28 protein-coding genes are annotated in these 26,150 nt (G+C 32.3%); 9 read left to right on the forward strand and 19 right to left on the reverse strand.

Going from position 1 to position 26,150, the window contains the following annotated elements; all coding sequences use genetic code 11:
- Positions 1–30: 30 nt before the first annotated feature.
- From ACQ654_RS03915 to ACQ654_RS03960, 10 genes are all read right to left on the reverse strand, one after another.
- Complete coding sequence (locus ACQ654_RS03915) at positions 31–1,020, reverse strand: tetratricopeptide repeat protein (RefSeq protein WP_430409006.1); 990 nt, start codon at positions 1,018–1,020, stop codon at positions 31–33.
- On the reverse strand, positions 1,013–2,422 hold the full coding sequence (locus ACQ654_RS03920) for a hypothetical protein (protein ID WP_430409007.1): 1,410 nt from the start codon (positions 2,420–2,422) through the stop codon (positions 1,013–1,015). Before ACQ654_RS03920 ends, ACQ654_RS03915 begins: the two co-directional genes overlap by 8 nt.
- The gene (locus ACQ654_RS03925) at positions 2,419–4,797 is read right to left on the reverse strand and encodes a hypothetical protein (RefSeq protein WP_430409008.1); all 2,379 of its coding nucleotides are present in this window, start codon (positions 4,795–4,797) and stop codon (positions 2,419–2,421) included. The genes ACQ654_RS03920 and ACQ654_RS03925 overlap by 4 nt, the downstream gene beginning before the upstream one ends.
- Position 4,798: 1 nt before the next feature.
- On the reverse strand, positions 4,799–5,524 hold the full coding sequence (locus ACQ654_RS03930; protein WP_430409009.1) for a hypothetical protein: 726 nt from the start codon (positions 5,522–5,524) through the stop codon (positions 4,799–4,801).
- A complete protein-coding gene (locus tag ACQ654_RS03935; protein ID WP_430409010.1) occupies positions 5,497–6,630 on the reverse strand; it encodes an AAA family ATPase in 1,134 nt (377 codons plus the stop codon). The genes ACQ654_RS03930 and ACQ654_RS03935 overlap by 28 nt, the downstream gene beginning before the upstream one ends.
- Before the next feature lie 6 nt (positions 6,631–6,636).
- Complete coding sequence (locus ACQ654_RS03940; RefSeq protein WP_430409011.1) at positions 6,637–7,278, reverse strand: hypothetical protein; 642 nt, start codon at positions 7,276–7,278, stop codon at positions 6,637–6,639.
- A gap of 233 nt (positions 7,279–7,511) precedes the next feature.
- Entirely contained in the window at positions 7,512–7,916 is a 405-nt protein-coding gene (locus tag ACQ654_RS03945) for a HipA N-terminal domain-containing protein (RefSeq protein WP_430409012.1), read from the reverse strand.
- Positions 7,913–8,923, reverse strand: a complete 1,011-nt coding sequence (locus tag ACQ654_RS03950; protein WP_430409013.1) for a HipA domain-containing protein — start codon at positions 8,921–8,923, stop codon at positions 7,913–7,915. Before ACQ654_RS03950 ends, ACQ654_RS03945 begins: the two co-directional genes overlap by 4 nt.
- Before the next feature lie 42 nt (positions 8,924–8,965).
- A complete protein-coding gene (locus ACQ654_RS03955) occupies positions 8,966–9,916 on the reverse strand; it encodes a lytic transglycosylase domain-containing protein (protein WP_430409014.1) in 951 nt (316 codons plus the stop codon).
- Between the two features lie 410 nt (positions 9,917–10,326).
- Positions 10,327–10,989 (reverse strand): alpha/beta fold hydrolase, encoded by a 663-nt coding sequence (locus ACQ654_RS03960; RefSeq protein ID WP_430409015.1) that lies wholly within the window; start codon positions 10,987–10,989, stop codon positions 10,327–10,329.
- 115 nt (positions 10,990–11,104) lie between these two features.
- Here ACQ654_RS03960 and ACQ654_RS03965 point away from each other — a divergent pair, with 115 nt between their 5' ends.
- The gene (locus tag ACQ654_RS03965) at positions 11,105–11,401 is read left to right on the forward strand and encodes a GNAT family N-acetyltransferase (protein ID WP_430409016.1); all 297 of its coding nucleotides are present in this window, start codon (positions 11,105–11,107) and stop codon (positions 11,399–11,401) included.
- Between the two features lie 70 nt (positions 11,402–11,471).
- Here ACQ654_RS03965 and ACQ654_RS03970 read toward each other — a convergent pair whose 3' ends face one another.
- Positions 11,472–12,371, reverse strand: a complete 900-nt coding sequence (locus ACQ654_RS03970; protein ID WP_430409017.1) for a DUF6438 domain-containing protein — start codon at positions 12,369–12,371, stop codon at positions 11,472–11,474.
- A 163-nt stretch (positions 12,372–12,534) separates the two neighbouring features.
- Positions 12,535–13,872, reverse strand: a complete 1,338-nt coding sequence (mtaB, locus tag ACQ654_RS03975; protein WP_430409018.1) for a tRNA (N(6)-L-threonylcarbamoyladenosine(37)-C(2))-methylthiotransferase MtaB — start codon at positions 13,870–13,872, stop codon at positions 12,535–12,537.
- Positions 13,873–14,030: 158 nt separating this feature from the next.
- On the opposite strand from mtaB, the gene ACQ654_RS03980 reads away from it, so the two are divergent.
- Entirely contained in the window at positions 14,031–15,662 is a 1,632-nt protein-coding gene (locus ACQ654_RS03980; RefSeq protein WP_430409019.1) for an ABC transporter substrate-binding protein, read from the forward strand.
- Positions 15,663–15,671: 9 nt separating this feature from the next.
- On the opposite strand, the gene ACQ654_RS03985 is transcribed toward ACQ654_RS03980, so the two are convergent.
- Positions 15,672–16,205: a hypothetical protein gene (locus ACQ654_RS03985; RefSeq protein WP_430409020.1), complete on the reverse strand. Its 534-nt coding sequence runs from the start codon at positions 16,203–16,205 to the stop codon at positions 15,672–15,674.
- 179 nt (positions 16,206–16,384) lie between these two features.
- Between ACQ654_RS03985 and ACQ654_RS03990 the strand changes: the two genes are divergently transcribed.
- From ACQ654_RS03990 to ACQ654_RS04010, 5 genes are all read left to right on the forward strand, one after another.
- On the forward strand, positions 16,385–16,660 hold the full coding sequence (locus tag ACQ654_RS03990; RefSeq protein ID WP_430409021.1) for a hypothetical protein: 276 nt from the start codon (positions 16,385–16,387) through the stop codon (positions 16,658–16,660).
- Between the two features lie 10 nt (positions 16,661–16,670).
- On the forward strand, positions 16,671–16,961 hold the full coding sequence (locus ACQ654_RS03995) for a hypothetical protein (RefSeq protein WP_430409022.1): 291 nt from the start codon (positions 16,671–16,673) through the stop codon (positions 16,959–16,961).
- A gap of 4 nt (positions 16,962–16,965) precedes the next feature.
- Positions 16,966–17,271, forward strand: a complete 306-nt coding sequence (locus tag ACQ654_RS04000) for a hypothetical protein (protein WP_430409023.1) — start codon at positions 16,966–16,968, stop codon at positions 17,269–17,271.
- 46 nt (positions 17,272–17,317) lie between these two features.
- Positions 17,318–17,617, forward strand: a complete 300-nt coding sequence (locus tag ACQ654_RS04005; protein ID WP_430409024.1) for a hypothetical protein — start codon at positions 17,318–17,320, stop codon at positions 17,615–17,617.
- Between the two features lie 77 nt (positions 17,618–17,694).
- Positions 17,695–18,012: a hypothetical protein gene (locus tag ACQ654_RS04010; RefSeq protein ID WP_430409025.1), complete on the forward strand. Its 318-nt coding sequence runs from the start codon at positions 17,695–17,697 to the stop codon at positions 18,010–18,012.
- An 85-nt stretch (positions 18,013–18,097) separates the two neighbouring features.
- Here ACQ654_RS04010 and ACQ654_RS04015 read toward each other — a convergent pair whose 3' ends face one another.
- The 3 genes from ACQ654_RS04015 to ACQ654_RS04025 all read right to left on the reverse strand — a co-directional run bounded on the left by ACQ654_RS04015 (position 18,098) and on the right by ACQ654_RS04025 (position 20,090).
- On the reverse strand, positions 18,098–18,523 hold the full coding sequence (locus ACQ654_RS04015) for a hypothetical protein (protein ID WP_430409026.1): 426 nt from the start codon (positions 18,521–18,523) through the stop codon (positions 18,098–18,100).
- 14 nt (positions 18,524–18,537) lie between these two features.
- On the reverse strand, positions 18,538–19,713 hold the full coding sequence (locus ACQ654_RS04020; RefSeq protein WP_430409027.1) for a GlmU family protein: 1,176 nt from the start codon (positions 19,711–19,713) through the stop codon (positions 18,538–18,540).
- Positions 19,714–19,838: 125 nt separating this feature from the next.
- The gene (locus ACQ654_RS04025; protein WP_430409028.1) at positions 19,839–20,090 is read right to left on the reverse strand and encodes a type B 50S ribosomal protein L31; all 252 of its coding nucleotides are present in this window, start codon (positions 20,088–20,090) and stop codon (positions 19,839–19,841) included.
- A gap of 144 nt (positions 20,091–20,234) precedes the next feature.
- Here ACQ654_RS04025 and ACQ654_RS04030 point away from each other — a divergent pair, with 144 nt between their 5' ends.
- Positions 20,235–20,741 (forward strand): DUF4199 domain-containing protein, encoded by a 507-nt coding sequence (locus ACQ654_RS04030; protein ID WP_430409029.1) that lies wholly within the window; start codon positions 20,235–20,237, stop codon positions 20,739–20,741.
- A 16-nt stretch (positions 20,742–20,757) separates the two neighbouring features.
- Positions 20,758–21,717, forward strand: a complete 960-nt coding sequence (locus ACQ654_RS04035; RefSeq protein WP_430409030.1) for a glycosyltransferase family 2 protein — start codon at positions 20,758–20,760, stop codon at positions 21,715–21,717.
- Between the two features lie 217 nt (positions 21,718–21,934).
- Here ACQ654_RS04035 and ACQ654_RS04040 read toward each other — a convergent pair whose 3' ends face one another.
- Genes ACQ654_RS04040 through ACQ654_RS04050 form a run of 3 tightly spaced genes read right to left on the reverse strand, consistent with a single transcriptional unit; the run spans position 21,935 to position 26,148 of the window.
- Positions 21,935–24,136, reverse strand: a complete 2,202-nt coding sequence (locus tag ACQ654_RS04040) for a PepSY domain-containing protein (protein WP_430409031.1) — start codon at positions 24,134–24,136, stop codon at positions 21,935–21,937.
- Between the two features lie 11 nt (positions 24,137–24,147).
- Positions 24,148–24,645 carry a DUF2271 domain-containing protein gene (locus ACQ654_RS04045; RefSeq protein WP_430409032.1) on the reverse strand — a complete coding sequence of 166 codons (498 nt, stop codon included), beginning with the start codon at positions 24,643–24,645 and terminating at the stop codon, positions 24,148–24,150.
- A 3-nt stretch (positions 24,646–24,648) separates the two neighbouring features.
- Positions 24,649–26,148 (reverse strand): ankyrin repeat domain-containing protein, encoded by a 1,500-nt coding sequence (locus ACQ654_RS04050; RefSeq protein WP_430409033.1) that lies wholly within the window; start codon positions 26,146–26,148, stop codon positions 24,649–24,651.
- Between the last annotated feature and the right edge of the window lie 2 nt (positions 26,149–26,150).

A 26,150-nucleotide genomic window follows, 5' to 3' on the forward strand; every position in this document is an offset into this window, starting at 1 on the left:
ATCGCAATACACTATACTAAAATCTCAATACTATTTTTTAGCACGATGGCGAATAACATCAGGCACAATTTGTGAATCTTCTTCTACAAAATGATGCAAGTTGGATAAGATTTCTGAGTTTTTGTTATTGTTTGAAATCAACTCATACGCAATACTTTGAATGTCTTCTTTTGGAGCTACCGGTTTTTTAAACTCCGTTTTTAATACGTTTAAGAAGTTAAGATTGTTTGCTTCTTGCACTTCATATTTGTAAAAATGATTGATTTCACTTTGAAGTTCTTTTTTACTTTCAAAATGTACAAAGTGATTGTTTAAACAATTGACAGCATCTTTGTTTTCGCGCCAACCTTTTACGAGTAGTTGACTTGCAGCAACTTTGTCGTCCATTTTTTTACGATAAATCAACGACGCTTTTACATACTGATCATTCTTGGCATAATCATCAACCACAATTTTATAATGATGATGTGCATTTTTAGTATCTTTTATTTTGGTATAAATATCACCAACCGATTCATGCGCGTCTAGTTCTTTATAAAGTTTGATCGCTTTTTTGTACGAACGTGCTTTTTCATAACATTCTGCGGCATTTTGCTTGTCGTTGCATTTTTTTAGATAAATTAATGCCGCATCACTGTGCAAGTTTGCTTCTTCAAAAATATACGCGGCTCTGTATGGATTTCGAAGTAGTTTGAGTTGAATATAGGCGGCTTTTTTGAATTGTTTTTTCTCAATAAAACCATCACATAACTTTTCATACCGATCCATTAGTTTTTGAAACTGATCGTCTCCAACGGTTGTTCCACCACCATTTCCACTAGATTCTCCTGACGATTTAAACATGGAAGCAATGAACAATCCTACACCTAAAAATATAATAATTATGATAAAAAGTGCTAACAGAAAACCACCAAAATCACCATTCAGAAGTGTATCAAAAATGATGTAAAGCAATTTTAACATCAACAATACGATGATGAAATATAAGAGTTTGCCTTCAAATCTACTTTCTTTATGCATCGTCTTGGTCAAATTTTTTGTTTCTATTTAATAATGTATATAACATCCTTAGTACGATAAATGCCGCTATGACACCAAAAGTTCCAGGAAATCCATCTTTATTTAATATTGGGTAGAAAAGATACACTAATAATCCTATAATTATGATTGTTAGGAATATCTTGTTTTTGGCACTTATTTCATTTCCACCGAAATAAAAAGCACTTTTTCGTTGATTTTTATCTTCACTTTCATCATCATGAATGTCAAATAATTCACTTTCATCAGGTAAATCTAACCAAGAATGCTTTTTTTCTAGCGGTTTTTTCTGCTCTTTTTGTTTTCCATACAGTAGTAAATATCGAATGAATAATAGCAAAGCTAAAATAGCAATAATAGCCAAAATGGTTTGAATAATGCTGCTTTCCGGTGTTGGTTCAAGTTGTTCTTCACGCTGTCTTGTGTCCGACAGATCAACATCTGTATCCGTATCTTCATCTTTTGTATACGTGGTTTCTGTATCTGGTGTTGGTTCAATATCTTCATACGGATTAACGACTTCTTTTTTATATCTGGTCTCTTTTACAGCATTTAATGCTTCATACCCGATCCAAAAAAGCACTACAATTGCCAAAACTGCGAATACTATTTTTAGGTAATTTATTACTTTACCATCAGTTTTTCCAAAACCTAACGATTCAAAAAAGCCGCTTTTAAATTTGTATTTCGCAAATGCTTTTCCTCTTGAAGTTCCCATCATGTCTAACGGAATCGCCATTTTGAGCGCCGCATCAGGATTTTTATCTAAGTAATTTAAATATTTTGCAACCTCAGCATTGTTTCCTTCCAATACTTTTTTCATATCAAAAGGCAAATCTTTAGGGTCTACTTCCTCTGAACCAAATGGATTTTCCAACGCTTCCACTTCTTCCACTTCTTCTATTTCAATACTGAAAGAGGCAACTTGTGTTGGAATTTTGACACCTTTTGCGGGTGTTTCAATTGTTGGAAATTGTTCTTGTGGATTTTGTATAATTGTTGCCCAATTTAATACTTCATTGAGTTCAATCATGCCAAATTCATGATGAAAAAAATGTGGACTTCCATTTACCAATTTTGTAAATTCTTCATCTGTCAACGCCATATTCAACGCTGTGTTTTCAGGAATAAAGAAATTTTCGTGTACTTTTTGTATAGTTATGTTGTTTCCTATATCTATATTTTTCTGAGCTGTTTTTAGAATTAGTAACACACCCGAAATACCATTTGCTTCCATACTTGGACATGCGTACGCTGTACAGTCGGACAATTGAAGTTTCATGCGTTTCACTTCCTGCAACCATACTTTTGGCGACGCGTGCTTGATGAAAATTCCGCAACGTGGATACGGATTGTGATCGATAAATTGCAACGCTAACTTCATGAATTTATGATATTTACGATAAATGGATCAATATATTTACGCTTGAAATCTTTTACACTGCTAACTTTTAAATTTGAATCTTCTGGCAAGAAATATTCATTCCCTGCAAATTCGGTTTTGGTTGCCATTGCCAATGTTATTTCGATGTAAGAAGATAAATAAAAGGTTTCTATTTCTGGATTTGGGCTTAAAAATGCTAAAATTCCTTTTTTATCTATCGCAATTTTACTTCCGTTACTAAACCTAAATTCTGTTTTACTAATATATGTTGCAACTGCCGCATTTCCTTCTTCTTTTCGATCTAATTGAAATAAAAAATAATCATCCGAAATGTGTAATTTATGCAAGTTATTAAAGACAAATTCTAAACTTTTAGTAATTGTAATCGATCTTATTTTTGTAAATATAGAACCTGGAAAATATGCAAAATAGTTATCAATACACCTTTTATAATGTTCTTTGAGTTCATTAGAAGGTTGCGTAATTTCGTCAATAAACGTATGCTTTGTATCTATTTTTAGAAAAACAGGATCGGCGCTGTAATATTTTTTTGTGATGAGATATAATTCGTTTTCATGCACTAGTAAGTTTTTAACCGAAGCGTTACTTTGTTTACTATAATCGCCTGTAAATGTATGCGAATGAAATTCTCCTTTTACAATAATTTTGTTGGAAGAATTACAAGAAACGATTATAAATTCATCGTTACGTATTGTTGCTATTAATGGTTTTTTCATACCTGTTACAAAACGAACATCTGTTCTGACAAGATTAAATCCTCTGTCGTGATCGTTCATTCTATACAAAGCGCCTCGTTTCTGCAACACATATCCGGTATCAGCTGTGAAAAAGTGTGTTAAATACCCGTTTGGATATCCATACAATAGTGGATATTCAATAATTGGTGCTTCTTTTTGAGATGTATTTTGTCTTTTTCGTCGCGAACTTGGTGGTTTTGCCCATAATTCTTGTAATGGCAATTGAATGTGTTTTACCAATCGTTTTGCGCTATTTTTAAGTTTGTATACGTCAATATTTCCTTCTGTATCAGCCGTAATAATTCCGCCAAATTTATCATGATGTACATTAAAAACATGTTGCATGGTTGCATGTTGCAAGGTTTTTGGAGAGGTAAATAAGGTAATTTCTATGTTTTCTTCTTCACATTCGTCAATAAATTGTAGTATCGCGCTTGACGCATCTAATAAAGGAGACGTTATTTGTAAACCTTCAATAATATCTATCTTTTCTTCAAACGCAAGTTGTATATAGTTTTCGCCAATTGCATACGGCTGAAAGTTCATTTCATTTTTTGGATGATGAATGAAGGCAAAAGCAGTTGCAAACGATAGTATTTTGGGTGTTCCCCAATTTTTTATAGTTGTATCAATTAGAAAAATTCGTGTGCGCAAATCTTCTTCTGGCGTTGTTTCACGACGAATAAAAAGTGCTTCTTTATTGGCGATTCTGTGTAAAAAGATTAAATCATCATTTGCGAATTCTGAAATCAGCAAATTATCAAACTTTCCTTTATTTGTGATGTCTGAGATTCCTCCGAGCGGCATTTCTCCTGGATGCACATAATGCATTGGCAGTTGAATTCCTGACCAAATTCGTTTGATTAAATTCCCCATAAAGAACGTTTTTGGGTCATCAATCAATTGTTGAATCAAGTCTGGACTGTCACTTATGGTTTCAATTTCGGCATCTTCTGGGGCAATTTCGACAGGTACCATTTTTCCCCAAGCTTTTAACAAAGCATTTACCGTTGGATAGCGTTCATGTAACAACGCTAACGAATTAAAATCTTTGCTTAGTGCAGACATTGTAATTTCGGTTTGCCTGCCACATTGGTTCAATTCAAACGCTTTATTTTGGATACAGGTTACAATTGCTTCTCCATATTTGTTGGACAAACCATGTTTAACTTCTTGAAATAAGAAGATGAATAAGTCAATTCTGTTTTTATTCTTTTTATATTGTTTTGGAAGTGAGATTAACGTTTCTAAAAAACATTGTGCTTCTTCAAAATATACATTTTTAAACAATAAATCGTCTTCAAATGTTTTTTGAATCTTTTTAAATTGTTCATCAATTGTCTTTGAAACTTCTCCAGAATTTGTTGCCAAGAAAGCTAAAATTAACGCACCAAAAGGAGGTAAATCATTAGCAGAAATTGCTTTGAGTATTTCTTCAATTTGTTCTTTGTACGCAATCGTAATTCCATCAGGAACACTGATACAGTTGATGCCGCCACGATAGTCAGATACATTTTCAATAACATTTTTATCAAATATATAATCAATTTCCCATTGCCAGAAATAGTCTGTATAGGATTGAAAATAGTATATAGCTTTTTGTTGCGTAATGCTCATGTTATTGTGATAATCGGAATCCGCTAATTGTCAATGGTTTTAATTGCTCTGCTGTTATTTTATAATATGTACTATCTTGCTGAAAAACAACATATTGACTGTGTTCTGTTTGTATATTTTTATGATAGAAATTGCTTAATTCTGGATGTTCAAAATCGGATCCTGTTGGAATTAGAAAGTGTTGCTGTTGCCAATAACTTTTCCCAGGAATGGGCAATAATGGAATTCCTATGAGAAGTGCTTTGTTGTTGACAATTGTCCATTGAATGGATTGTAATCGGATGGCTGGAGCTTTTTGGATGTACGTTTCTAATACTTCAAAATCAACTACTATTGCTTTCGATGCTCGCTCTACGCTTGAAGCAATCAATTTGAAATCTATCGTTTCGTTTACACCAAAATAATTGAAATTATAGTTTGGCATTTCTACAGATAATGCGTTGTTGATTGGCGACCAAAGCAATGATGTTTTGAGTCGTTCTTCGGGTAAATTTCCGCCAAGGAGAAATAATGCATTGTCTTGTTGAAAGTATATTTTTTTGAATGGAATGCTTCGTATTTCTGGACTATTGAGTTGATTTGGAGAGATTCCTCGAACCCAAATATCGTCTTCATCAGTAGCCATGCGTAATGTATTCCACACGCGAATTTGTGAAAGTTTTTCTTTGTATTTTGAAGGCAATCGCAACCAATATTCCGTTACGCCTTGTGCAAGATTTCTTTCCACAACTGATCTATTTCATTGTTTATGTATTGCTTTTTTTGTTGGTCTTTGATCCAATCGGTACGATTTTGCAAGTAGCGAAGTTTGTCTTTGATCACATTTAACTCTTGCAACGACAAACCTTCACTTGATAGTTTTAGTTTTAAGTTGGAAACTTCACTCATCAATTCTTCTGGATTTGGCGCTTTGTTGAAAAACGCTTGCGGATGTGAACGTTCTGTCGTTTCTTCCTTTTCAATTAACGCATTTACCGTTCCTTGCAAGGTTTCTATTTGTTCTTCCGTGTTCCAAATATATTTTAAGACCCATAAATCAGAAAGAATTGCTTCTGTTCTGTCGCACAACATAGCGCTTGCCGCCACTAAGTTTTGCATTTTTACCGCTCGCCTATCCGATACTTCTATTCCAGTATTTCGTAAACTGTGAATTAGTTCGATGTATGAACTTCTGATTGCCGATAAATCAACTTCTTTTACTTGATATTGTAGCTCTTTGATTTCGTCTGGTGAAATGAGCGTACGTTCTATTTCTTCATTTCGTTCAAGTTTCCAACCAGCATGCAATACTTCTTCTAAAAGATCGGGTTTTACGTTGTCTACTTTTAATCGAATTAGGAAACGATCTAGTAACGCCGCCAACGCTTCATCTTCTGGTAATAAGTTACTGGCACTTATGAACATTAATGCCGGTAATTTTTTTGTTTCTTTTCCGCGACGAAATATTTTTTCGTTTAACGCCATTAATAAACTATTCAAAATAGCCGAATTCGCATTGAAAATTTCATCTAAAAAGACCAACGAAGCTTCTGGCAGCATTCCGTCCGTATTCGTTTTTAATTCTCCTTCTTTTAGCAAACGAATGTCTAATGGACCAAATATTTCATTTGGCTCCGTGAATCGTGTTAATAGATAATCAAAGTTAATTCCGCCAATTACATGACTTGATAATTGTTTTACGATGGCACTTTTTGCTGTTCCTGGCGGTCCTAAAAGAAATACATTTTCTCTTGCCAATAATCCAATTCCAAGCAAATCAATTACTTCATCTTTTCCGACGAATATATTTTTGATTTCTTCAAGTATCGTACGTAGTTTTTTTGTTTCGTTCATAATGTGTTAAACTTCAGAAGTTAACGCTCTCCAAAAGTGATTTTTGTGTTCTCCAAGATGAATTGCGATATTTTCGTGAATGATTGTATGTTCTGTGAGACTGATGTCTTTTTTTTCAATGACTCGATCAATAAAGAGTGTTTTGAAGCATTCGTTTTGAAAGAGTTTTGCAAGTTGTTCTTGATCAATTTCTAAATCAAAACTGTGTCCAATAGTTGTATATGGAAATTTTTGCAAACGTATTTTTAAGATTTTCACCAACCAATCTTCAAAGTCAATTGCTTCCAATTCTTTGATAATAAATGGCAAAAAACGTAACGACAAATCTGCCGAAAGGCAACTGTTTGCCGTTATTTCATCTTTTAATGCTTCAAAATATTGATTGAGATCTTTTGGTTCTTCGTGTCTATGTGCTAAGAATTGTGCGCCAAAGTAGATCATTTTTCCGCCCCAAATTGCGGCTTCTCTGTTAAACTTTGGTACTTCAAACGGATAGTTTAGGGCTTCATTTTCATATTCTTGCTCTAAAAAATCGCCTAAATCATTCAATTCTTTATCACTTACTTTTGGTTTGTTTGTATATAAAACAAATTGCCCAGAAGTACGCAAGTGATGAATGGTTTGAAGTATGTTGTTCTTTGTGTTCAAGAATTTTTAAATAAAAATATTGTGTTACCGAGAAGGCATTACTCAAAAGAACGAAAATTATATGTAAGAAGCAATTTTGGCTGTTGGGTTTTTGTATCTCTACGGTGTTTAGGTGCAAATTGTTTTTCTCACTTGAAAAACTGGTAGTTTAGACAATTAGCTTTGAGTATTAAAAAAAGCTGTTCAGAAATTTCTAAACAGCCTTTTTGTTTTTTTAAAATAACTATAATATTTTATATTAAAGTATCAAGTGTGTAAGGGTTATTTACAGAATGACTTCCAAATTCTTTTAACAATTCAATTAAATTCCCTTTGTGTTTTGGGTTCTTCTTGATATAGGTTTCTACTACAGGCTGTTTCTCAGATGGAATACGGCTTAAGAAAAAAGGCCATAAACGATCATTTTCATATTTTTTATTAACATCTGGAAATTCAAAAAGTGGTTGTAAATCATTTTGTGACTTAAATGAAGGAGTATATTCAAAAAACCACTTCTCTTTTTCATATGTCAAATATCCCATTTCTTGAGATTGGTATGATACAAGAATAGTTGGATTTGTATTAGGTACAAATCCATATTCTTCATCAGATTTTTTTGATGAATTTATTTTAAATATATTTTTTATTATTTTTTTCATTTAACGGAATCTAAAAGTTGTGATAATTTTTCAAATCTTATTTTTAATATCTTCTCTATAATCTCTCTTCTTTCTTTTAAAAAGAAATTTTGAAATTTAGTATTTAATATTAAAATTGCCTTATCAAGACTTTCTTCATTAGTCCATATTTCTTTGTGATTGTTACTAATATAATTATTTTTTATTAAATAATCCACCAAATCAAAGTGATTACAAGATTTATTATTTGGTATGCTTATCTTTGGCGACGAATTTTTAACGTATTTATTTAGAGATTTATTGTTCCCTAGTTTCAGTTCAGAATATAAATCTAACATTTTCTCATCTGACTTATTCCAATATAATCCTCGCGCAGAATCATAAATGGGGGAAAATTTAGGGTTATGTTTATTTTTTATATGGGTTATAACTCCCCAATTATAATAATGTCTATCATTATTTCCACTTAAGGCATCAAATAATAACATGTGAAAAAAACTATCTAGTATGGTCTGATGATCTTTTTTAAAAACCTCTTTTATTGCTCTAGTTATATCATCAATATTAATATAACTTTTCAAAGAACGATCTTTGTCCATATCATCAATCCACTCAGTATTAGTTTCATTTAAATATCTAGACAAAATGTTAGCACCATGCTCTAATGATTGTTCCTCATTATGAAAATGTTCACTTAAAAAACGAATATAATTTTCGACATAAACCAATCTAGAATTTGCAATATTTATGCCAAAACATGTACCAATTTCTGTCATAAATTGTTCAGTAATGCTTTCATTAGGATACCATTTATGGCCAATTTTAGCAATATATTTAATCCATTTTTTTGGATTTACTTTTAGACATTTTTTATACTCATAAACTCTTATTACATCTTTTGGAGCATCTCCACCCACAGATTCATTAATACACTTAAAATTTTGTTGTTTCAATATATCTAAACCACTTAGTTTGCTAAATATACCCGACTTATGAATACATTTCTTTGACGTTAATTGCTTAGACATTAATTTATGTGTTATGAATTATTAACTACAAATTTTAATAGTTTACTTCGCATAATACCCATCTTCAGGAATTGCAATTTTATATTTTTTTCGTGATTTATTGTTCAATTTGTTTTCACGCAACCACGGATTGTGAATTTTTAAGATTTTGTAGTTAATGTCAAACTTTTTTGCAAAGCTTGCAAAATTCGTAACTGCTGTGTCTACTTCCACTTTATACGTTGGAATGTATGTGTATAAATGCTTGGCATTAAAGTTGAAACCGTATTTTTTAGCATTGGTAAAGATTTCTTTTAGCGCAATCACTCTAAAGATGTAACGACCAGTTTCTTCTCCTAGTAATAAATCATAATACGAATCTACTTGTTGCTCTGTTAAACGTCTGTTTACTCCTCCATTTCCTGCATTGTACGCCGCCGCCGCTGATGTCCAGTTTCCAAATTTCTTTTTAGATGCTAATAAGTATTTACATGCCACATGTGTTGCTTTTTCTAAATGAAAACGTTCGTCTACATTGGAATTGATTTCCATTCCGTTTTCTCTTCCAGTAGCTTTCATTATTTGCCAAAAACCTCTTGCTCCTGCTGGAGAAGTTACGTTTTGCAATCCACTTTCAATGACAGCTAGGTATTTAAAATCGTCTGGAACACCATATTCTTTTAAGATTGGCTCTATGATTGGGAAATATTTGTTTGCACGTTTGAATAGTAATAAACCGTTTGACTGCCAATACGTGTTTACTAACAATTCACGATCCATACGTTCTTTGATGTCTGGCAAGTGCAATGGAACTTCTTCGCCTGCAAAATTTAAGGTTTCTGGAACATCTAATGCATATACATTGTAATCATTCGTATCAGTAGCTACTGATTGATTTTCCGATGCTGTTTCTTCTGTCATTACTGCCACTTGCTCCTGTTGTACAGCATTCATTAATAATATTCCGAGGAAAATTAATCCTAAAAAGGCAAATCCATTTTTAATTTTACGCATATGAGTTTTTTTAAATATTTTCTTAATCGACTTTAAGTTAAGTATTTTTTGGCGAATTGTAAAAAATGATTGGGTAGTGATTACAAAAATAGGAAACTGATTTTGAATCGAGTGCCTATCGTTGAAATTTATTTTAATTCATTAAAAATATTTTATTTCCGCTTTTTGTAAAATAATTACTGCGTCACGCTGGATTTATTTTGCTTCACTAATTCAAAAAATCAGCGTGTTACAGAGACAGGAGATTCTGAATTGATACTGAATCAAGTTCAGCACAAGGCTTAGAATGACGCACTTTACAGCTTTATGGTATATTACAAACATGTAATTTAATTTGTATTCATACTTGTTTTACAAGTACTTCTCGACACAGAATTATTTCATTTCATTCGAAGCTATATTGTGAAAAGTTATTCTTTAATTAATCTTGGAAGGTTTTCGTTGAACCATTTGTATTTATTGATGATCATTATGTGTGTTCCACCTTTTACTTCAATATAGTTGGATAGATATTGCTTAGGGAATACACCATCATTTTCACCGTGAATATGTATTGTGTTTGGCAACGCTTCTACTTGTTCCCAATTGACAATTTGCTCAATTGACCAATCTAAATAGTATTTATCGCGAACAGACAAGTATTGCTCGTATAAGTCCAATCGTTTCGTTGCTAAATCGCCAAAAGCATACTTCCGAATCATATCAATATTATTGACTAAACTTGTTGGTAAGAGTTTGTAGATTTTAGTTTTTTTAGCAAATTTTATTCTTCTTGGTAATTCGAACATCGTTTTTACACTTGAAACCACAATAAGCTTACGAATGTTGATGTGACGCGCCATTTCTTGCACTAATATTCCTCCAAAAGAAACACCAATTAAAATGCTATTATCGTGTTTTATTTTTTGTGTCATGCGCAATGCATACGCTTCTATGGTTTCTTCTTTTTCAGGTACAAACCATTCTAAAAAATACATTTCATATTCTTCTTCAGGTAGCTGAATATGCTTAAATATTGAAGGGTTTGCGGCCATTCCTGGCATGAAATACACGGGTATTTTATTAGGTTTCATACAGATAGTAGTACTAAAAACTCGGAAATCTACTCTAAATTTAGTATCTTTGCAACTTAACCCAAGATTTTTTCTTCTAAAACACCATTTAAAGATTAATTTAAATTAAACTGCTATGGATAATGAGATTGTTATCAACGACAATGAATTTTTAAGACAATTCGAACACAAGACTGATAACGGAATTGCAAAAATTGAGTATTCACTCCAAGAACGTAAAATATTTTTAACAAAATTAATTGTTCCAGAAGAGTTAGATACGCTAGAATTTAAGAATGCATTTATTAGAACTGTACTCGACAGCATTCAGGATCGCAACTTACGCGTTGTACCAACTAGTCCAAGAATTGCTAGTTTTTTACGAAAACATAAAGAATATAAAGATTTACTGCCCGTAGGCGTTCGAATCTGATTAAATTAAAACTAAAAAAAAGGGAACTGATAAAGTTCCCTTTTTTTGTAGCATATTTTTTAAAGTTATGTTACTTTTTTTTCAAATACTTTAAAACTTCTATTGCTCTTTCTTCAACTTTTGCTAATAATTCTTTTAGTGATTCTGGAGCATTTGGTTGGTAACGAATGTTTATTTTTTTCCCTTTATATGTTAAGTCTGTATTTTGAATGTCCATAATGCGTTCATCATCATATTTGTCTTGAAAATTCATGAAGTTCGCCTCTTCAAATTGCTTGAATATTGATGCAGATTTATCTGCTGTCAATTTTACCACATGTTTTCCTTGCACTGCTGCATTGAATCTTCCCGTGTAATAAACTGTTCCGTCCGCATACATGATCATTGTGAATTCTTCACAGTTTCCTTTGCATGGAGATTTATATAACGTTATTGATTCGCCTTTTGGTACACTCGCTGTAGTTCCTTGATTGTCGATAGGCGTCGTGATTAAAACAATATCTGTAGTTTCTTTCGTTGGCACTTTTTTTTCCTTGACAAATATTTTATCATTATTTTCCATGCCTACTTTAGTTGCTACCATTTCATATTTTTTAAATTTAATTTTTACAGTATCACCCGATAAGGTAGCATATTCTTTGTCGAATTTAATTTTTGAAACCTTATAGAGTGCTCTTGTTACAGCCATTGAGAATTCTGAATCGCAACACATTTCTGTACATCCTAAGTTGCTCAGTTGAATGTTTCCATTTCCAACAATCGAATAGGTTCCGAAACAATTATTTTTATCAAGTTTTAATGTGAATTCTGTTGCACTTTTTATGGTAAGAATGACATCATTTGTCACTGAAAATTTTGTGTCATTATCTGTCAATTCGCTTACAACCCAAGAACTTCCGATGAATTCTTTCGTAGTTGCATCACAACTTATTAAAGTTAAGACTAATATAGAAAGTAATGTTGTTTTCATGCGTTTTGATTTAAAGTTAAATATAAGTATCTATTTGTAATTATTGATAGATACATTATGATATTTACACGAATCATACCAATCTTTCGACCACGTTCAAGATACTCCGATGAAACATTTTAATGTAACACATTCAAAATAGCATATTATGAAATATAACTAGTTAGCTTGAAGCAACTGTTTCCTTTACAAAGTCAAAACGAACCATCCCATCATCGTCAATTTTTGTGAGCGTAACTTCATGTAGTGTATTGACCAATTCAGGATTCCAAGGAGCTTTTACTTTTACATAATTTTCGGTAAATCCGTGAATGTAGCCTTCTTTGTTTTCACCTTCAAACAATACTGTTTTTGTATTCCCTAGTTGACTTTCATAGAATGCTCTACGCTTTTTTACAGATAATCCGCGTAACATTTTACTACGCTTTTTACGCACGCTTTGCGGTACAACACCTTCCATTTCGGCAGCAACTGTATTTTCACGTTCCGAATAGGTAAATACGTGTAAGTACGAAATATTCAATTCCGTTAAGAAGTTATAGGTTTCTAAAAACAATTCGTCCGTTTCACCAGGAAATCCGACAATTACATCCACACCAATACACGCATCAGGCATTACTTCTTTAATTTTCGTCACACGATCTACATACAATTCGCGCATGTAACGACGACGCATTAAACGCAATAACGTATTGCTTCCACTTTGTAATGGAATGTGAAAATGCGGAACAAATGTGTTACTTTTTGATACAAACTCAATAGTTTCGTTTTTCAACAGGTTTGGCTCAATTGAAGAGATGCGTAATCGTTTAATACCTTCAACTTTGTCTAACTCTTGAACCAATTCTAAGAATGTATGTTCGTGTTTTTTGTTTCCAAATTCACCTTTTCCGTAATCGCCAATATTTACACCTGTTAATACAATTTCTTTGATGTTTTTCTCTGAGATTTCTTTCGCGTTTTTTAATACATTTTTCAATGTATCACTTCGAGAAATTCCTCTTGCCAACGGAATTGTACAGTACGTACATTTGTAATCGCAACCATCTTGTACTTTTAAGAATGCACGCGTACGATCGCCAACAGCATAGCTTCCCACATAAAAATCAGCCTCTTCAATTTCACATGAATGTACTTCGCCAAAATCATTTTTGGTAAGATCATTTATATAATCTGTAATCTTAAATTTTTCTGTCGCGCCAAGCACTAAATCCACACCATCAACAGCCGCTAATTCTTCTGGTTTTAGCTGTGCATAGCAACCAACTGCCGCCACAAACGCATCAGGATTTACTTTTTGTGCTTGTTTTACAATAGTTTTGAAGCGTTTATCAGCATTTTCTGTTACGCTACAGGTATTAATAACATACATATCTGCATGTTCTGAAAAATCTACCTTTTCAAAACCTTCCTCTTGAAAGTTTCGGGCAATTGTAGACGTTTCTGAAAAATTCAGTTTGCAACCTAGCGTATAAAAAGCGACTTTTTTTCTATCGTTCATTCCTGTACTTTTCTACCAAAACGGTAGCGATTTGTATTAGTATACCATTTATCAATTGACAACTGGTATTATTTATGTACTTTTAAACCTTTAAATTTTGGACTACGATTCGTAATTCTTGAAGGTAAAAGCCCGCAAATTTACAATTAATTCAGCATATGATAAAATTAACAATACAACATTTTAAATTGGTAATAAGTTCTATATCAATCGGTTGTTTGTTGTTGATTTCTTTTTCGTGTCAACAAAACAATACTGACAACAGAGATCACTTGGTTTTTCGCTATAATGAGCATGCAAATATTACTTCCTTAGATCCTGCTTTTGCGAAAGATCAACGAAATATTTGGGCGGTTCATCAACTGTTTAATGGTTTGGTTGAAATGGACAATGATTTAAATGTAATTCCTTCTATTGCAAAGTCTTGGAAAATTTCTGATGATGCAATGACTTATACTTTTGTACTGCGAAATGATGTGCAATTTCACAACCATGAGTTGTTTGGAAAAGATAGTACACGAACCGTCAATGCATTTGATTTTGAATATAGTTTTAATCGTATTTTAGATGATAAAGTAGCTTCTAGTGGACGCTGGATTTTTAAAAGTGTAGCTAGTTTTAAAGCCTTGAATAACGAATTATTCACAATTACGCTTACACAACCTTTTCCTGCTTTTTTAAGTCTGCTAACGATGAAATATTGTTCGGTAGTGCCGAAAGAGATTGTGGAACATTATGGGAATGATTTTAGAGCGAATCCGATAGGAACTGGCCCTTTTCAATTTAAGATTTGGGAAGAAAACACAAAATTAGTTTTGCGCCGAAATCCTACTTATTTTGAGAAAGATACTACCGGAAACAACTTGCCCTATTTGGAAGCAGTTGCCATTACTTTTTTACCAGATAAACAGAGTGAATTTTTACAGTTTGCACAAGGAAATATAGATTTTTTAAATTCGCTTGATCCATCATATCAAGATGAAATTTTGGATGCTTCTGGTCAGTTACGAGAAACCTATTCTGAAACTATTAATATGATTTCTGGACCGTATTTGAATACTGAGTATTTAGGGATTTTTATTGGCGATAGCACCAACGTTTCCAGTCATCATTTGTTACGAAAAGCAATGAATTATAGTTTTGATCGTCAAAAAATGATCACATATTTGCGTAGCGGAATTGGAACGCCAGCCATTCATGGTTTTATTCCAAAAGGATTGCCTGGTTTTGCCAATATTAAAGGATTTGATTATCAACCCGAGCTTGCGCAACGTTTAGTGAATCAGTATGTTGAGGAAACTGGAAATACGTCGCCAGAAGTTGCTATTACGACAAACGGACAGTATTTAAATTTCTGTGAGTACATTCAGCGAGAGCTTGAAAAGATAGGAATTAAAGCTAGTGTAAATGTGATTCCCGCGTCTACGTTGCGTGAATTGCGATCGAAAGGAGAGTTGCCAATTTTTAGAGCAAGTTGGATTGCCGATTATCCAGATGCTGAAAATTATTTATCACTTTTTTATAGTAAAAATTTCACGCCAAATGGTCCAAATTATACACATTTTAAACATCCACAGTTTGATGAATGGTATGAAACTGCGTTGCAAGAAACGGAAGCTACCAAACGTGCCAAATTGTATACAAAAATGGATTCTTTGTTGATTTCGGAAGCGCCATTAGTTCCTCTGTATTACGATCAAGTTGTGCGATTTACACAAAAAAATGTTGAAGGCTTGGGCATTAATGCATTGAATTTATTAGAGTTAAAACGTGTAAAAAAAAGTAAGTAAGTTTTACTTTTATACCATAGTATCAATTTTCGTTTCACTATACAACTCCACTCCTTTTTTCGTTAAAAAATAACAACCTACAGCGCAAATTATATTGTAAGGTATTGATAATAGTATGATGAACCATCCAATTTCAATTCCCCATAAAAATCCTTTTTCTATTAGTATAGACATCCAATTTTCAGGAAAATATCCAGCTTGCATATCATGAAAATGCCATAACATTCCACCAAAAGGAGAACTTAGTAAAGTGGTTAGCACACAAATTATAATCGTTAAGAATATACGTCTAATTGTGTTTTTATTTCGAAAGCTATTTGTGAGTAGTGTTGCTAGAATTCCGTAGAAAAAACAAGGAATCATTATGTACTGTAACGGAAATGCGTGATGGTAGAGAAACATGCGATATAATGCTCCGAATACATGATGATACGGTACTAGCAACCATAAGATATAATACAAAATAGACGCAAGCATAAAACTTGAAATCCAAAAGAAAAGGAGTCTACTTTTAAGTATTTTAGGAATTAATTGTTCACTCATTTTTAGGTGTACTTCACAGACTCAACTAATTTAAGTTAATTACATTTAAAACTAGAAATTTTAAGTATTTTATTAGTAATCAGCTAAATTCTACTAAACATTAGTAATATTTTTCTTTGTAACGTTTTCATTTTTTTTAATACAGATATTATATATGTTTCATTGAAAAGAAGAAGATTATGGGGTCAGGAGCAGGTTTTTTTGTACATGGCGATTTAGAACGAACGAAAAAAAGACGTGCTAAAAGAACTTTTGATAAGAACATTCAGTATTACAAAGACGAAGGAATTAAAGAGGAATTTCCGAAAGCTACAGAAGCACAGTTGGAAGCGATTCGTGAAAAAATTAAAAAACAACAACGTTTGGATAAATTCAAATTGATTGTAGCTTTTGTATTAGCAATTCCGCTTTCACTTGGTGTCTTAATTGGAATTATTTATTTATTAACCTCTTAAAACTATTGTTATGATTGGAGTTGGAGTTGGATTGGCTACGATGAATGCTACTTTGAAAGCGAATAGCAGACGAAAGAGAAGAGTTGCTTTTGATAAAAATCTTCATTATTATAAAGATGAAGGTATAAAAAATACATTTCCGAAAGCTACAAAGGCGCAATTGGAAGCAGTTCGAAAGAAAATTAAACAACAAAATCGTATTGAGATCAGAAAATCAATAGCTGCGTTTATACTTGGAATTCCTGTATCAATTTTTGTAGTAAAATTATTTTTTGATTTCATGCTATTTCTAAACTCATAATATTATGCCAGTTATTGTAAAATCTGCTTCTACAGTTGCGTTTAATAATAGTAAGCGTAGATTGGAGCATCGACAAAATCAACGAAAGTTATATCTTAAAGAAACTACTGAAAAAGCTGTTTATGAAGAAGCTACGGATAGTTTGTTAAAAAATATTCGATTCAAAATTCAAGAACAGGAAAAAAGACGCAGGATAAGAAATATTAAAGCAGGAATTATTTTTGGAGTTATACTTACACTCGTTTTTTGTTATTTCATGTTTTTTAAATCGTTTGACTCAGATTTAATGTCTATTTCAATATTTGAGTAACTCATCTCAACAAAATTTATTTAATAACAATTAAAACCAATTTATTATGTCTGGGTTTATGTCACATGCAAATAGTGTTATTCGAAACAATAGACGCAAGCGTTTGGATAAGCTAGAACGCGTAGAGCGTTATATTGGCACAGAATCGTCTACAGCTGAATATAATGAAGCTTCTGAGTATATGCTACGTAAAATTAGAACGAAAATTCAGAAAGAGCAACAACAATCGCGACAAAAAACAATTCTTGTATTTTCAATTGTTGGTGTTGTTTTACTCGCTGTTATGAGTTATTTTCTTTTTATTCATGAATTTTCAAATGAAGTACCACTTATCTTTCAATTCTAGTAGATAAAATGCATTTGTAACACTTTCAACACTTTACCTACATATATAATATACGTTAAATTAAAAAAGAGAACGTTATGATGGGATCAGGAACAGCATTTGAAGTATTTGGAGATATTGCTAGAACAAAGCAAAGACGTAGCAAGAGAACACCTTTTGACCATGCAAAACGTTATTATAAAAATGATGGAATTAAAAATGTGTTTCCGAAAGTAAACTCGCAAGTTTTGACACAAATTAGAAAACGTATCCAAGAAGAAAATCAACAATCAACACGCAAAACTATTGCAATCTTAAGTATTGTAGGATCTGTTTTAGTATCACTTATGTATTACTTTTTATTTGTGTATCAATTTTCCAACGAAGTATCAAGTTTATTTCAATTTGGCTGGTAATTATTGAAAATCAACAACTCAAATTTTACAGATTGCTTTATTTCATCCACAATAACGACTTTTTAAGTATGTTGTATATCTATTTTTAGAATCGCCAATTATCGTCTTTCTTCTTCGATAAATCTCCTAAATCTTTGTTTCCGATTAAGAAATCTTCTCTTGGTTTTTCTTCTTCTTCAGATTTTCCGATATCCGAAATTTTAGGTTTTAAACGTTGTTTTTCTTCGAATTTCTTTTTCCAAGATTTTTTTAATAGTTGATAAAATGCCCAACATGACAAAATACCAATTGGTAAAAATATCAACGTTAGTATAATGTTTGATGTACCTTCTAAAATGTATGATCCTGTGATTTCAGAGTATAGTCCTATAAAAACACCTGCAATAAAAGCACCTGCATAATAGGATATAATACCCAATATTGCGTATAACCACGCTAATTGCTGTTCATATTTTTTCGCTAATTCGTAAAATTGCCTTCCTACGGCAATCATGATGATAATTTCTAACATATTATTTTAAGGTATTATTCTTTTCGCCATTTTTTAGTTTCTTCAAAAACATGTGTTAGTATAGCTTCATCTTGTGCTGTAAATTCCACTTTACGTCGTAACATTACTACTTTGGCTACTTCAAATGCTTTCTTAGTTAGATACGTTGTAAATCCGCTTGCGCCGCCCCAACTGTAACTTGGCACAAAGTTTCTTGGAAATCCTGACCCGAAAATGTTGGCATTTACTCCAATAACAGTTCCTGTGTTAAACATGGTATTGATTCCGCATTTACTATGATCGCCCATCATTAAACCACAAAATTGCAATCCAGTTTTTGCAAAGTTTTCAGTTTCATAACTCCACAAACGTACAGGTGCATAGTTATTTTTTAAGTTTGAGTTGTTACTATCCGCTCCAATATTACACCATTCACCCAGAACTGAATTCCCTAAGAATCCGTCGTGTCCTTTGTTTGAATAGCCCATTAATACAGAGTTGTTTACTTCTCCTCCAACTTTACAAAACGGCCCTAAAGTGGTAGCTCCATAAATTTTGGCGGCTAGTTTTAATACTGAATTCTCACACATTGCTAACGCGCCACGCACCACAGCTCCTTCCATGATTTCAGCATTTTTCCCTATGTAAATAGGTCCGGAACTTGCGTTTAATGTACAAAAATTTAATGTTGCGCCTTCTTCTATAAATATATTTTCAGGAGCAATTACATTTACCGTTGCAGGAATTGGTTGTGATGTTCTATCTTTTGTTATCAAATCAAAATCAGCTTGAATTGCTGCTGCATTTTTTGAAAAGATATCCCACGTATTTTCTATTCGCAAGCAATTTTCTTCATATGAAATTACATCATAGGTATCAAAATCAACCTCATCTTGTTCGTCTGTTGCGTGAAAAGCAATGATTTCATCACCCGAAAAAATAGCTTGTTTCGAAGATAAATCTTGAATCATAGCAGTCAATTCGGCATTTGGCAGAAAAGAAGCATTAATCATTACATTTTCTTCCAACTCAACCATCGGATATTTTTCAGAAAGATATTCCTCTGTTATTGTGGTCGTTGTACCTCCTAAATGTAATTCCCACTTTTCTCTGATGGTTAATATTCCAACTCTAATATCGGCAACAGGTCGTGTGTATGTAAATGGTAATAATGCATTTCTAACGGTTCCATCAAACAGAATATAGTTCATGAGTATCTTGAATTTTTGTAAATGTAAAAAAAGCTAGGCTTTTGCTATGATTTTGTTACTAATTTTTCAAAAAAAAATGTCTTTCAGCTAACTGAAAGACATTTTTAAATGTGTGATCGAGATTCTTATTTCTTGAATTTCGAGTATTTGTTTTTGAACTTATCAATACGACCAGCTGTATCTACTAATTTAGACTTACCAGTGTAGTATGGATGTGAAGTTCTTGAAATTTCTAATTTGTATAGTGGATACTCAGTACCTTCGTGTTCGATAGTTTCTTTAGTATCTACAGTAGATTTTGTAAGAAATACATCGTTGTTAGACATATCTTTAAAAGCTACTACTCTATAATTTTCTGGATGTATACCTTGTTGCATCTTGTAATTTTTATTGTGACTTTCTCAATTTTCGAGGTGCAAATTTAATTATTATTTCTGAATGTGCAACATTTAAATAGAAATTTTTTGACATTTTCTACGCTTGAATTTCTATATTTGTGACTTGCATCAAAAAACAGATCCATGTTTTCAAAAACATCACATTTTGGAATTGCTCTAGGAATCCTAAATATTATATTTTTCTTAGCGCAATATCAACAAAATATTCATACCAAACCATTAAATATATATGTAATTTTAATGATGCTGATTTCAGTGATATTTATCATACTAGCAATTGTAAAAGCAAGTAAAGATCATGAAGGAGAATTGTTTAGTATTCGAAAAGGATTGCAGACAGGTATTGGTGTTATTTTACTTGGCGGTTTGATTATTTGGGTATATCAAATTTTTCATGCCAACTATATAGAGCCTGATTTTATTGATAAGTTAGCAGCCGCTGCGCCCGAAAATCTACAGCTTGACAAACAGTTTTCACCTGAGGAAATTACTGAGAAGGTTGCTTTATTCAAAGAAAATTATAAGTTTAGCTTATTCAGTGATGTTATATTAAAAAGTTTATTTACTGGATTTTTTGTTTCTTTGATTACTTCATTGGTCATCAAATCGAAAATATTTGTAAAACCCTAAGAATTAATATTACTGTATGAATATATCCGTAGTTATACCACTACTTAACGAAGAAGAGTCTTTACAAGAACTTTATGATTGGATTGCACGTGTAATGAAAGCCCACAACTATTCATATGAAGTGCTTTTTATTGATGATGGAAGTACCGATCGTTCTTGGGAAATTATAGAAAACTTATCTTCTAAACATTCAGAGATAAAAGGAATTCGCTTTTTACGAAACTACGGAAAATCACAAGCCTTGCATGCAGGTTTTAAAAAAGCAATTGGTGATGTTGTCATTACAATGGATGCCGATTTACAAGACAGTCCTGATGAAATTCCAGAATTATTTACTTTAATTACAGGGAAAGAGTTTGACTTGGTTTCTGGTTGGAAAAAGAAACGTTACGATTCTGTCATAGCAAAAAATATTCCTTCAAAATTGTTCAATTGGGCGGCAAGAAGAACTTCCGGATTGAAATTAAACGACTTTAACTGTGGTTTAAAAGCATATAAAAACATTGTTATTAAGAATGTTGATGTATATGGAGAAATGCACAGATACATTCCTGTATTGGCTAAAAACGCAGGTTTTGGAAATATTGGCGAAAAAGTTGTGCAACATCAAGCGCGTAAGTACGGCAAAACGAAGTTTGGATACGATCGCTTTATTAATGGTTTTTTAGATTTGATTACAATTTGGTTTTTGTCAAAATTTGGAAAACGACCAATGCATTTATTTGGCGCACTTGGTGTGTTAATGTTTATAATTGGCTTTGCTGCCGCTGGCTATATCGGAATTACTAAATTGTACAAACTTGCCAACGATTTACCCGCAATTTTGGTTACAAATAATCCTTGGTTTTACATTTCGTTAGCTACCATGATTATTGGAACGCAACTTTTCTTAGCTGGATTTTTAGGTGAAATTATTTTACGAAGTAAACGTGATAAGGAACGTTATAAGATTAATGAAACTACTAATTTTTTATAATTACTTTGCACCACCTTTTGGGTTTCTCTGATTGAATTTTTAGTAAATTTTATACTTTCTACATTTTTTATTTTCGTATTCTTTGCTTCCCTCAAGAATACTGAATCAAATCAACTATTGGTTGCGCTTCTTCTTTTTAGAAACGTTTTCTACTAGAAAATAAGCATTGTAAGCACTTACTATTTTACTCGATTTTTGACATGACTATTAAACACTACTAATAACAATCCATTTTAATTTGCGCCATATTTTCAAATTCACTTAATGGAAGATTTAGCTTTGATCGTGTGATGACTTCCAACAGATTCAATACTTGATTTTGCATTCCAACGGAACCACAAATCATAATAACACCATTATTTTGCAACACATTTGCTATAAAATCAGCGTGTTCAGTAATCAAATCTTGTACGTACTGTTTGGTTTCTGTTGATTGCGAATATGCTACATGAAATTTTGTAAGCTTATTGGTTTCTAGCGCTCTGTCAATGATTTTTTTATATATTTTTAACGAAGATGTTGTACGTGTTCCCCAAAATAAATGTACTTTTTTAAGTTTCAAATTTTCATTAATCATTCCTAAAAATGGTGCAATTCCTGTTCCGTTAGCAATCATCACAATTTTATCAGTATGTTTTGGAAAATGAAACTCATGATTGCGTTTTATATTCGCTTTTACAAGATCATTTTTTGCCAATTGACTTAAATATGTAGAACACACACCTAACTCATGTTTTTTGATACTTAATACAATGGAATTGTCTATTTTTCCAATAGAATACAAACGTTCTACATGATCGGGTTTAGGATAAAAAGACAATAAATCGCCTGATTGAAATTTTTGATTCTTGGAAGGTTTTAATTGAATTAAGAATGTTTGGTCTTCATTTAAGTCTGTTCTTTCAACAACTGAAAACGATTGTAGCTTTTTTAAATTCACGGCAATAGCTGGTTTGTCAATTATTATTGGAATATTAGTATGAGTTCCCCATTGTTTTGCCCAACTTTGAAAAGCCGTAAATGATTGATTGTTGATTTTAAATACTGGCAGTATCGCATTGAAATTATCATGTATTTTCAATAGTTCATCCACATCTATCGCATATTTGCAGAAATCAGGATACAGTAACGACCCAAAACCAACTACAGAATAATTTAAGGTATTATTTAACGACGTACTTTTCAGTAGTGATTCAAATTTTTTCGCATTGCTTGGCGCTTCTCCTTCTCCATATGTAGCCGTAAAAACGATGACATGTCTTGCTTTTTGATAACTTGTATAGTTGTTTAATTGTGTAATAAATGCTGTTTTTCCACTAGCGAGAAGCGCATCAAAAAATAGCTTCGCAAAACGATAGGTATTTCCTGTTTCTGAACCAACTAAAATGATGAATTCCGCAGTATCTTTAGCATATCCATTTTTAGGAATCAACTGCTTTTTGGTTCGCTTTAAGGTCATTTTAAAACCTGAATAGATAAAAAATAATACAGCCATACATGCCAATGCTAAAATAATAGACCATACTATATTTCCTTGACCTGTATGTACTACTAAACTCCATTCGGATGCAATGGCAACCCATGGAAGTTGAAAGGAACTCAAAACTTCTCCTGTATATTGATGCACTTGCAATTCTTCATTGGAAAGTTGTACCAAAAAATAATCTTCAACATCATCAGAAAACGGAAATTCAATACTTTTTACATGTGCCAACGATATGTTTTGAAACAACTCAAAATCTGAAGGTTTTGATTTTTCAGGAATCGTCTCTGAAAATACTACTTCTTGATGTGACATGTTATACGAAGGAAGTAGATCAAATTTTTCTAGCGATAAATACACACCTGTAAATGTAATAATAACCAACGGAATCAACATAATTCTACCCAATTGCACATGATAATATTGGTGAAAATTTTCTTTGACAATTTTTGAAAAGAATCGCTTAATGCCACCTTGTCGTTTGGCTATCAGCTGAATTCCTGTAATAGCAATTAAGAACAATAAAAAGGACACGAAACCGACAATAAATCGCCCTGTGCCTTTTAAAAATAGGGAACGATGCAAATTTGTTGCAAATTTAAATATAGGTGCTTTTTCAATACGTTCTCCAAGCTTTTCTCCTGTATTTGGATTGATATAAAACGTTTCACTTTCGCCTTCATTGGTAATTACAGAAGCAACTACAAAATTATCGTTCGTAATTTTAAGATTAATAACTTCATCATAGTTTTTCTGTAAAACATCAACTGTATTTGCAATTGAAATTTCATCCAAATTATCCACAGCAAAAGGTGTTAACTGCTTTGAGATAGGCTCAAATGCTAGAATAATTCCTGTAATGGAAGCAATTATGATAAAAAGCGAAGAAGATATAGCCAACGCTAAGTGGCTATATCTCCAGATTGAAATTGTCATTTTCAAAACTTTTATTTTTGTGGAATCATGCGAATGTAACGGATAAATCCATTGCCTTCTTTTTTACTTTTTACACTTTCAGAAGTAAGCTCAAACTGTACATCATCTGTATAATATTCTTGATCTTCAACCGCAGTTTCAAAACGAATTTTATATCTTACATCAATTTTATCATCAGGAATTTTAAGTACACAGATTTTTCGTTCGCCACCACTAATGGTTTCGCCTGTAATAGCATCAATATCAGGACGTCTTTTCCCGTAAAATTTCCACCATTCTGTAATGTCTGAATACCATTCATCATCATTTCCTTGCACATAAAGCGTTTGCAGATAATCGCCATTCGCATCTAATAAAGAAATGACAACGTAAGCGCCTTCGCCAGTATAATTTTTCATTTGAATCATACATTTGTACTGAGAACTTTCAACGGAAGTGGTAAAACTCGTCAATATAAAAGCAAAAAGCATGCTTATAACTGTGATCGTTCGTATTGTTAATTTTTTCATAAGCTATTTTAAAAATGTGATGTCAATTTTTTTCTGTTGTAATACTTCATTTTCTGTTGCCAAATCGTATACACTTTCATGAAAATTTGTTTTTTGAGATACATCGGCACCAATTGATATTAAATATTTTAAAATCTTTGTGTTTTTAGCTTTCATTGCCGCAATGTGTAGCGGAGAAATTCCTTCTATATTTTTCTGATTGATATCAATATTTAGTGAGTGAACATATGTAATGAGTTCTAAATTTTCAGTGTTTACTGCCAAATGAAACAAGGTGTTTCCGTTGGATTGTGGCTTTAGAAAATTAAAATCTTTACTTTTTAATAGAGCTAATTTTTGATTGAAATTCGCTTGTTTTTTTGGGTTGAAATTTTTTAAAAGGTAATATCCTAGATTGTATTTTTCTTTATCAACTACAGCTACAGTTGCTCCTTTTTGCAAAAGAAACGCTACAACTTCAGGAGAATTACGATACACTGCATTTGTCAAAGCACTTCTACCTTCTTTATTTTGATGATTGATATTTTTTGTTTCCGAAGTCAAATAGCGAACAATAGCTTCATCATTTCGAGAAGCCACATTTAACAATGCTGTATTTCCGTCTTTATCAACTTGATTCACGTCAACACCTTCAGCAATGAAATATTTGAATACATTTATATCTTTTGATTTGTATGCTAACGAATGTAATGGTGTTTCTCCTTCGGTTGTTGTGATATTTGGAGAAATTCCTAACGAAACTAAATATTTAAAAGTGGGTAAGGTATTTACTTTTCTTCGCAATCCACGACTTGCAAAAATGATAGCATTTTCGTTTGCTTTGCTTACTTTTTTATAATCAACTCCTTCTTCAATTAAACGTTTCATTAGTGGAATATTTCCAGCTTTTGCGGCATAATTGAAAATTCCATTTCCATGAGTATCCGTACTTTTTAATGAAACTCCTTTTGAGATAAAGTAGTCAATAATTTCAAAATCTTTAGCGAAAGGTGCTACTAACAATAATGCATTTGCTCCATTGTTATCGGTATCTTTAGTAAAATTTGCTCCATTACTGAGACAAAAGTTATACAATTCAGGATTGACCTGACCTGTGACAGCGGCAAAATTTGCTATAGAATATCCGTGACTATCAATGATAGTTGTTTTCGCACCTTTCTCAACTAAAAATTGCATCATTTCAAGATTACCTTTGTAAGCTGCCCAAAAAATATAGGTTCTTCCGTCATGGGTTAACTTGTTAACGTCATTTCCTTTTTTTGAAAGTAAATATGTGATGGTTTTATTGTCTACTTTTTCAAGAAGTGCCATAGAAACGGCATCAAACATATTCCGATCGAGTTGGGCAATATCATTTCCGTTGGCTATTTTTTGATCAATATCGGCAATACTCGGATTTGTTTTCCAATAGGCTCTACTCAAAAAAGCGTTAGATTTTTGAGCTAAACTTGTAGTAACTACACATAGTAGAAAAGTAGTTAAAATGAACTTGAACTGTTTCATAA

The organism is Kordia sp. (assembly GCF_965283645.1).
Taxonomy (GTDB): domain Bacteria; phylum Bacteroidota; class Bacteroidia; order Flavobacteriales; family Flavobacteriaceae; genus Kordia.